At 70.1% G+C, this 9,168-nt stretch carries 7 protein-coding genes; 1 reads left to right on the forward strand and 6 read right to left on the reverse strand.

All coding sequences use genetic code 11. The features are described from left to right. On the reverse strand, positions 1-1,220 hold a 1,220-nt coding region (locus D7V93_RS29815; protein WP_279636958.1), incomplete at its 3' end, for a serine/threonine protein kinase. 124 nt (positions 1,221-1,344) lie between these two features. Between D7V93_RS29815 and D7V93_RS29820 the strand changes: the two genes are divergently transcribed. Beyond that, positions 1,345-3,306 (forward strand): ABC-F family ATP-binding cassette domain-containing protein, encoded by a 1,962-nt coding sequence (locus tag D7V93_RS29820; RefSeq protein ID WP_120646619.1) that lies wholly within the window; start codon positions 1,345-1,347, stop codon positions 3,304-3,306. An 8-nt stretch (positions 3,307-3,314) separates the two neighbouring features. On the opposite strand, the gene D7V93_RS29825 is transcribed toward D7V93_RS29820, so the two are convergent. The 5 genes from D7V93_RS29825 to D7V93_RS29845 form a co-directional block, all read right to left on the reverse strand. Continuing rightward, positions 3,315-4,583, reverse strand: a complete 1,269-nt coding sequence (locus D7V93_RS29825) for an endonuclease/exonuclease/phosphatase family protein (RefSeq protein ID WP_120646620.1) — start codon at positions 4,581-4,583, stop codon at positions 3,315-3,317. 26 nt (positions 4,584-4,609) lie between these two features. Further along, entirely contained in the window at positions 4,610-4,813 is a 204-nt protein-coding gene (locus D7V93_RS29830; protein ID WP_120646621.1) for a hypothetical protein, read from the reverse strand. 101 nt (positions 4,814-4,914) lie between these two features. Beyond that, positions 4,915-5,805: a type II secretion system protein GspC gene (gspC, locus tag D7V93_RS29835; RefSeq protein WP_120646622.1), complete on the reverse strand. Its 891-nt coding sequence runs from the start codon at positions 5,803-5,805 to the stop codon at positions 4,915-4,917. Positions 5,806-5,946: 141 nt separating this feature from the next. Beyond that, positions 5,947-6,663 (reverse strand): zf-TFIIB domain-containing protein, encoded by a 717-nt coding sequence (locus D7V93_RS29840; protein WP_120646623.1) that lies wholly within the window; start codon positions 6,661-6,663, stop codon positions 5,947-5,949. Between the two features lie 48 nt (positions 6,664-6,711). Then, the gene (locus D7V93_RS29845; protein WP_120646624.1) at positions 6,712-8,958 is read right to left on the reverse strand and encodes an ATP-binding protein; all 2,247 of its coding nucleotides are present in this window, start codon (positions 8,956-8,958) and stop codon (positions 6,712-6,714) included. Positions 8,959-9,168 lie beyond the last annotated feature (210 nt).

The raw sequence follows: 9,168 nt of genomic DNA on the forward strand, positions 1-9,168 counted from the left end.
GACGCGGCACGCGCGCGGTTGGCCGGGGAGAGCGGGGGACTGCCCGTGCTGGAGGCTCGCGGCGCACCCTGCGCACCGGCCGGGGTCGTGCCCCGGGGCGGGGCCATGCCCACGCGGGAGCCGGAGCGCGCGCTGGCGCCCGTGCCCGGCCCGGGCGCACGGCCCGCGCGGCTGCCGGAGCCCAGCTTGCTGCCCGAACCCGCGCGACTGCCGGAGCCCGCGCCCGGACGGCTGCGGCTTCCCGTACCGCGCTCGGCGCCAGCAGCACCGCCCGTGGGGCGCGCGTCCAGCTCCTCCGGCGACAGGTCCTGCACCGAGTCGAGCAGCGCGTCGATGAACTCCTGCGCGTTCTGGTAGCGGTCTTCCTTCTCCGCGGAGAGTGCCTTGGCGAAGAACGCGTCCAGCTCCGGCGGCACGGGCGCGCCCTGGCGCTTGCTGTTCACCGGCGGCACCGGCTGCGTGAGCGCGGCGGTGAGCGCCTTGCGCACCGTGTTGGCGCCGTAGGGCGAGCTGCCGGTGAGGCAGAAGTAGAGGACCCCCGCCATGGAGTAGAGGTCGGAGCGCTGATCCACGGACTCGCCGCCGGCCTGCTCGGGCGGCATGTACTGGGGGGTGCCCAGCACCTGGCCGGTGGAGGTGAGCTGCTCCTCCTCGTCCTGCTCCAGCGCCTTGACGAGGCCGAAGTCCAGCACCTTGACGAAGTCCTTCCCGTCGAGCGCCTGGACCATGATGTTGTGCGGCTTCAGGTCGCGGTGGACGCAGCCCTCTTCGTGCGCGTGCGCCAGGCCCAGCGTGGCCTGCTCCATCAGGTTCACCGCGCGGCGGAGCGTCATCGGCCCCTCGCGCTTGACGAGCTCCTTGAGGCTCTCGCCCTTGAGCAGCTCCATCACGTAGTAGCAGGTGCCGTCCGCGGCGCGGCCGAAGTCGAAGATGGTGATGACGTTCGGGTGCCGAAGGCGGCTGGCGATCTCCGCCTCGCGGCGGAAGCGCTCGAAGAACTGGGGCGCGGCGGCGAGCGAGGGGTTGAGCGTCTTCACCGCCACCGGCCGCTGCACGGAGGTCTGCGTGGCACGGAACACCATGCCCATGCCGCCCTGGCCGAGCACGCTCTCGATCTTGTAGCGGCCGTCCAGCACCTGCCCCAGGAGCTGGAGGCTCTGCGCCGCGCACAGGTGATCTTGACCTTCGGTACTTCCGCAGTGGGGGCAGGGGGCGGCCATGGGTGGCGGGAGTATAGGCAAGCGCCGCGCCATGCCCAACCGGTGAGATACGCCCCCTGGGCAGCCGGGCAGGCATCTGAGGCGTTCCCGTAGGGCCCCCGGGCTGTTATCTCCCGCCCCCGCCATGAGCCTCGTCATCGCCCAGGACATCAGCCTCGCCTACGGAAAGAAGGTCCTCTTCGACGAGGACAACTTCACACTCGGCCCCCGGGACCGGGTGGGACTCGTGGGGGCGAACGGGACGGGCAAGTCGTCCCTGATGAAGATCATCGCCGGGGCGGCCCAGCCGGACGGGGGAACTGTCCAGTACAGCCGCCGGGCCCGGGCGGGCTACCTCCCCCAGGAGATCGCCGGCCTACCGGAAGGCACGGTGGTGGAGGCGGTCATGAGCACCGTGCCCGGCCGGGACTCGCTGGAATCCCGCCTCAAGGAAACCGAAGGGGCCCTGGCGGCCGCCACGGACGAGGAGGAGCAGCTGGAGCTGGCCCAGACGCTGGCGGACCTCCACGCGGAATTGGACGACTTCGAGAACCGCTACGGCCGGCACCACGCCGAGCGCATCCTCAAGGGCCTGGGCTTCCGGGACGCGGACCTGTCCAAGCCAACCCAGGCCCTGTCGGGTGGCTGGCGCATGCGGGCGGCGCTCGCGGGCCTGCTGCTCCAGGACCCGGACCTGCTGCTGCTGGACGAGCCGACGAACCACCTGGACGTGCCGACGCTCGCCTGGTTCGACGGGTTCCTGCGCCGCTCCAACAAGGCGATGGTGCTCATCTCCCACGATCGCGACTTCCTCAACCGGCAGATCAACCGGGTGGTGTCGCTGGAGATGGAAGGCGTGCGCGAGTACACGGGCAACTACGAGGACTACAAGCGCCTGCGCGCCGAGGAGATGGTGCTCCTCCAGGCGAAGGCGGAGAAGGTGGAGCAGCGCCGCGCGGAGCTGCAGGGCTTCATCGACCGGTTCGGCGCCAAGGCCACCAAGGCGAAGCAGGCGCAGAGCCGCGCGAAGATGCTGGCCAAGCTGGAGAAGGTGGCGGTCCTCGAAGAGCGGCAGACGATGAAGTTCCGCTTCCCGGAGGTGGAGCGCAGCGGCCGTGACGTGGTGCTGATGGAGGGCATCACCAAGCGCTACGGCGCGCTCACGGTGTACGACGGGCTGGACGCGCGGCTGGAGCGGGGCCAGAGAATCGCCGTCGTGGGCGCCAACGGCGCGGGCAAGACGACGCTCCTGAAGATGGTCGCGGGGGAGCTCGCGCCGGACACCGGCAAGGTGACGGTGGGGCACAACGTGGTGGTGGGCTATTACGCGCAGCACCACGCGGACAAGCTGGACCGCCACAACACCATCATCGAAGAGGTGCGGCCGCTGGCGGCGGACAAGCCGGAGAGCTACGTGCGCGGCGTGCTGGGCGCGTTCCTCTTCAGCGGCGACGACGTGGAGAAGCCCATCGGCGTGCTGAGCGGTGGCGAGCGCGCGCGCGTGGCGCTGGCGAAGCTGCTGCTGGTGCCGTCCAACTTCCTGCTGATGGACGAGCCGACGAACCACCTGGACCTCGACTCGTCCGAGATGCTGATCGAAGCGCTGAAGCTGTATGGCGGCACGCTGCTGTTCGTGAGCCACAACCGCAGCTTCATCAACGGCCTGTGTACGCACGTCTGGGAGGTCGCGGACGGGAAGCTCACGTCACATCCGGGCAACCTGGACGCGTACCTCTACCACCAGGAGCAGCAGCGCCTGGCGGCCGACGGCGCGGAGTCCAACGCGTCCAACGGCAGGAGCGGCACCGGGAGCGCGGCGACCGTCTCCGAGAAGGAGCGCAAGCGACTGGAGGCCGAGGCGCGCCAGCGTCGCTCCGTGGTGGAGGGCCCCATCAAGAAGGAGATCGCGAAGCTGGAGGAGCGCATCGCGAAGGTGGAGGCCGAGCAGAAGGAGCGTGAGGCGCAGCTCGCGGACCCGGTGCTCTACAACGACTTCGCCCGGGCGAAGCCGCTGATGGACGGGCACCGCGTGGGCAAGGAGGAGCTGGAAGACCTCTACGCCCGGTGGGAGGCCGCGCAGGAGAAGCTGGCGGCGGCGCAGGCCTGAGGTCCGCGTCAGCTGATCTCCGTGTAGCCGGCGTGCGGATGGTCGGACGCGCCGTCCGTCTCCACCTGGGCGCTGTTCTGGGTGTTCACGCCCGCGGTGGTCCAGACCTGGTCGTAGTCTTCAATCTCCCCGGGGCCGCCGCTGGTGCCACCGACGGCGCGCTCCAGGCCTGCCTTCCCGAAGAGGGCCTGCACCTCCGTCGTGGAGGTGTTGAGGTCGCCCAGCACCACCACCTCGCGCGAGGGCGGGCCCTTGCTCTCCGCTGCGGCGATCTGCGCGATGTAGGCGAGCTGCTGGTCGCGCAGGTCCTTGTTGTCCTTCCCCGCGGCGACGTGGACGTTGATGATCGTCCGCTCCGTGCCGTCCGGTCCCTTGACGCGGGTGACGAGCGCGCTGCGCGGCTCGGAGCGCCCGCTGTCCCGGAGGAGCTCGTTGTCGCGGCCCAGCTCGGCACGCTCTTCCTTGGTGAGCTTCCCGTCCGCGAGGGCCTGGAGTCGCTCGGGAGAGGCGGCGCCGGGGGTCCCGTCCTGCGTGGGCAGCGTGACGGTGTAGGCCTCCGTGACCTCGTCGGGGGCCGCGACGTAGGTGGCGTTGCCGTAGGTGGAGTCCGCGCCGTGGTCGCCGTCGACGCCGCCTTCGGTGTCGTCGCCGGAGAAGGACTCACCGGTGACGAGCGTGCCCTCGGGGGTGTCGTAGAGCGTGGTGCCGTCCTCGCCCGTGCGGATGGAGGTGGGCGGAGGCGACGGGTCGTTGATGTCCACCTTGGGGACGTTGCCCTCGATGAAGGCGCGGAAGGCCGGGTTCGCCTTGGCGACGATGTCGAGCGCGGTGTTCCGGTCCGCACTCTTGGCGTCGCCCCGCTTGCTGCGCTCGACGTTCACGTCCACCTCCTGGAACGCGACGATGGAGGCGCCCGAGTCCAGGATGAGCTTCGCCTGCGCCCCGCGGTTGGCCGCGGTGTTGTACTCGTCGCCCGCGCCCGTGGCGGTGTTCAGCGTGAGGATGCCGGTGCCCGTCTTCTTGTCGGGCAGGGCGTCGACGGAGACGGGCTTGTCGAAGCCGGTGCGGAGGGGCTGGGGGTTGAGCTCGGGAGGCTTCGCCGGTCCACGGCCCGTGGGCTTCGCGGCGATGAACGCGTCCGCGTGACGGGCCTGTGAGAGGGACGGCGGCGGCGGCTTGAGGGCCGGTGCCTTCGGCGGCGGCTCCGCGCGCGGAGGCGCTTTGGGGGCGATGCGGGCACGGAAGGCGTCGCGGGCGGCGGGGCTCCAGAGGCTCATGGCGGGATCTCCGAAGGGAAGGGGGCTCAGCCCAGCTTGGGTCCGGACGTGGGACGCGCGGACACGAAGAGGTCCTTGTCGAGCAGCTTCGTGGCCAGCTTGATCTTGGCCTCCAGCGGCAACTCCCTCTTCTTGATGACGGGCCCGGATCCGCCGTTCACGTTCGGCTGGTTGGGGAAGCGGTGCGTCTTGCGATAGGCGTCACGGGCGGCGTCGCTCCAGATGCTCATGGTGTGGCTCCGTAGTCAGGTCGGTTGCTGCGTGTGTTGATGGGTACGCAGCCCTTCCGTGTCTGGTTACAGGCCCCTTTTTTCGGATTTATGGGCCGCTTTTATTCCACGTCGAAGACCTTTCGGACCGGGGCCCCGCCGCGTTCGAGTTGCAGCTCGATGCGCCTGGCATCTCGCAGCTGCGTGAAGGCCTGGAGCGCCTTCTCCATGTCCTCCAGGTCCAGCCCGTTGATGCGCTGGAGCACGTCCCCATTGCGCAGCCCGAGCCGTGTGTAGAGCGAGCCCTCCCGGACGGAGAGCAGCTTGAAGCCCACGGGGCGGCCGTCGCGCAACGCGGGGACCACGCGGGCCTCCGTCAGCACCTGGTTCAGATTCGTGAGCGCTTCGGCGACATCGTCACGAGGCACTGCGTAGGTGTGCTCGCCCGTGGCGCGGATGCCCCGGCCCAGGCCGGAGCCCCCAGGCGTCGCCGCCCCAGGATGGACCTTCACCGCGACAGGCGCCGCGCCCGACAGGGGACTGCCGTCGACGTATTCGAGCCGCCCATCGACGACGAGCAGGATGCGCTCCCGCTCGATGGCGAAGACGCGGGCGCCCTGGAACGCATCGCTGACCATCAGGCTTCGCGCACCGCCGCCCGTGAGCTCGTGGATGGAGGCCATGGACCATTGGGGATCCTGTGCCACCAGGGTCCCCAGCAGACGGATGGCCAGCGTGCTCCGGGGGATGGAAGGTCCGCCAGGCTCCAGGTCCTGCACCCCGGGCCCCGGAGTTGGAAGCGAGAGGCCCGTGAGCCGCGCGAGGCGGGCCGTGTCGAGCCCCGCGAAGGGAAGCGAGGACAACGGCACTCGAGCCAGGGGCTCCGCGTCCCTTGGAGCCGGAATCAAGAAGCCCAGGAGCCCCTGGTTCACGATGAGCGCCGCGGTCAGCGCACACGAAAAGACAAGCAGGGCGAAGCTGCCCTGGACGGACCTGCGCAGCCATTGATTCATGAATGCCTCCCGAAGGAGGCCTTCAGCAAGACAGGGGCCACGCCAACGACAGAGGCGCCGCCGCGGTGCTCCAGCCCGGGCGTGGACCGCCTGTCACGAATCGCGGCGCCGCGACGGACAACGCGTCACGACACCCAGGCGCTACTTGAAGATCTTCGACAACAGCCACACGACCGCGGACTCGGCGGCGCCCGTGTTCAGGTGCCGGGACCGGCGGTCGAAGGTCTCACTGGGGCGCGCCTTCGTCAGCTCATCCGTGTAGGGCGCGGAGCCTTCCGGCGCGCAGCTTCCACAGAACAGCCGCTCCTCCCAGACGAACCCGTAGCGCGGGTCCATCCTCCGCCCGCACGTCGTGCAGGACGGCACGTCGCCCAGGCGCACCCGGGGCAGCAGGCTCAGGCCCCGCGGGTCGTCGTACTCATGCTCGAAGTCCGCCGCCTGGATGGGCTCGCGGGGCTCCGGGGCCCGGGGCTCCGGTGTCATCGCCTTCTGGAGCCGGGCCAGCTCCTCCTTGTCCAGCGCCACGCCCCGGCACTTCACGCAGACCTCCACCACCGCGTCCCGCAGCTCCACGGCGGGGAGCGGAGAACCGCCACAGCCGGGACACGTGGGCGCCTGCCGCCCGCAGGACGGACAACCGGGGACGTACTGGAGCGACGCCTCACACCCCTTGCACCGCCCGGGCTTGCCCTTCGCCGCCTCGAACACGGCCTCCAGCGTCGGGCCGCCGACCACCTTCCCCAGCACCTCCGCGTCGAACCAGCCCGCTCCGCACGCACCACACTCGTCGCGCGTCAGCCCCCGCGCGTAGGTGTTGCGCATCGTCGTCTGGCAGTAGGGACAGGGGCACGGCTGCATGGCCCCTCCAGCCTAGCGGGTCTTTCCCGGAAGCGGGAACCCGGGCCCTCAGCTCGCGCGGCGGCGCTTGTCGCGCTTCGTCCGGGGCTCGGGCGGCTTCGTCACGGCGGGCGCGGGCTCGCGCAGCTCCTCGGGCACGGCCAGGGACTGGGAGGGGCGAGTAGGGGGCGCGGGCGTCCCTTCCGGGAGCGCGCCTTCCGTCACCTCCGGGGGGAGCGCCGGTAGCCGGATGATGAACGAGGTGCCTTCGCCCACCCGGCTCTGCACGCTGATGGTGCCGCCGTGGTTCTTCACGATGCGCTGGCAGATGGCGAGCCCCAGGCCCGTGCCCTTCTGCTTCGTCGTGAAGAAGGGCACGAAGATGTGCGGCTGCTGATCCGCCGGGATGCCCGGGCCGTTGTCGGTGACGCGCACCTCCACGAACTCCACACCGCCCGCGCTGCGGAAGTCGCCGAAGCGCTCCGGCTTCTCCGTGCGCACCGTGATGCAGCCCTTCTGCGACCCCATCGCCTGCACCGCGTTCTGCACCAGGTTGATCAACACCTGCTTGAGCTGCTCGGCGTCGCCGTCCGCACGCGGCAGCCGCAGGTCCAGCTCCACCGCCAGCTCCGCCGTGGTCGGCATGTCGTTCTGGATGAGCCGCATCGTGCGCGTCACCACCTCGTTGAGGTCGGTGGGCCCGAAGCTCTGCTTCAGCGGCCGTGAGTAATCCAGGAACGCCGTCACCACGCCGTTGAGCCGGTTGACCTCCTCGACAATCACATCCAGGAACTCGCCGTCCTCGCCCCCCAGCCGCTTGGGGTCCAGGCACTGCGCCGCGCCCTTGATGGCGCCCAGCGGGTTCCTGATTTCATGCGCCAGGCCCGCCGCCATCTCACCCAGCGCCGCCAGGCGGTCGCGCTCGCGGATCTTCTCGTACAGCTTGGAGTTCTCCAGCACCGTCGCCATCCGCTCGGAGACCTCCAGGATGAGGGCGATCTCATCGGACGCGTACGCCTCCGGCACCCGTTCATCCCAGAGGTTCAGGAAGCCGATGACGCGGTCGTTGCTCATCAGCGGCACGCTGATGCCGGCCTTCATCTGGAGCAGCGCGGCGCGCGTGTCGTTGAGCCGCTTCAGCTCATCGCGGAAGCGCTTGCCCTCCACCGCCTGGACCCGCATCACGGAGATGCGCCGCTCCACGTTCTCCAGCAGCACCGCCTTCTGCCCGCTGGCCACCGCGAACAGCACGCCGCGCGCGGCGGCCGTGTCCAGCAGCGGCACCGGTAGCGGCCCGCGCGAGTCCAGCAGCCGGTAGCCGGGCCGGTCCTCCGCCATCAGGTACACCGACGCGTGCGTCACGCGCCCCGTCTCGTGAAGGGCGTCCAGCACCAGGCGCGCCAGCTCCGAGATTTCGATGACGGCGGTCATCCGCACGCGCAGGACGCCCAGCGTGCCCAGGAGCGCGAAGCGCTCGCGGAAGAAGATGCGCACCACCATCTCCTCCACCTTGGTGCGCAGCGGGTCCAGGAGGATGAGGATGACGAACGCGGCCACCACCGTGTTGAAGACGAACAGCGACGTGTTCTCGTCCACCCACGCCGTCAGCACCGTGAAGACGGCGGCCAGGATGATGGCCAGCACCGTCTGCGAGGCGATCTTCCCCAGCAGCTCGTGCAGGTCCATCAGCCGCAGCCGCAAGAGCGTCTGCGCCAGGAAGAACAGGTAGAGCGTCGCGAAGACGGGGCCCAGCGTGGGGAAGGGGATGTCGTAGCGGCTCAGGTAGTCCAGGCCGGAGAACAGCACCGCCGCGCCCGCGCCAATGGCCAGGTACGCCAGCCGGAACTGCTCGATGCGCGACTCCGTCGTGCGCACCCGGTGCACCAGCAGCGACACAGAGGTGAAGAGCGCCCCCAGCACCCACACCCCCATCGCCACCCGCGCCCATGCTTTGTCCGCCAACGGTGTAACGGCGACGGTGAGGCCCAGCACGGCGGACAGGAGGGCAAGCCGCCGGCCGACCAGGTGGGTGCCTTTGCTGACGCCGAGGAACTCGAGGAAGAAGGCGACCGCCGCCCCGGGCACCAGGGAGACGACGAGCACCGTGGACCCGAGCGCGATGCGGGAGACCCAGGGGTAGTCGTGGGCGGGGAAGATGCTGTGGAAGAAGAGGCTGAGGTAATACCCGGCGACCGTCAGGGTGAAGACGGAGTAGAGGGTGAGCACCCGGGGACGTCCGGGGCGCAACAACATGGACACGCCCAGCGCCAGGCCGATGATGGAAGCAAGCAGGGCGCTCTGTGTGCGGATATCCATGTGCAGGCGGACAGTCTAACCTCTGTCGGGCGCTGGAAATTTTCCATGCATCCCCAGTTGTCCTCGGGCGTGCCCGAGCGCATCTCCCAGGGTCCCCGAGGCCCCCGCGAATGAAAGTCACCCTCCAGCATCTCGCCCTCCTTGCCTCCGCGGCCCTGCTGTCCGCGCAGGCTCCCGCCCCCGCGGACCCGGCCCCGGCCGCTCCGACGC

Source organism: Corallococcus llansteffanensis (assembly GCF_003612055.1).
GTDB lineage: Bacteria > Myxococcota > Myxococcia > Myxococcales > Myxococcaceae > Corallococcus > Corallococcus llansteffanensis.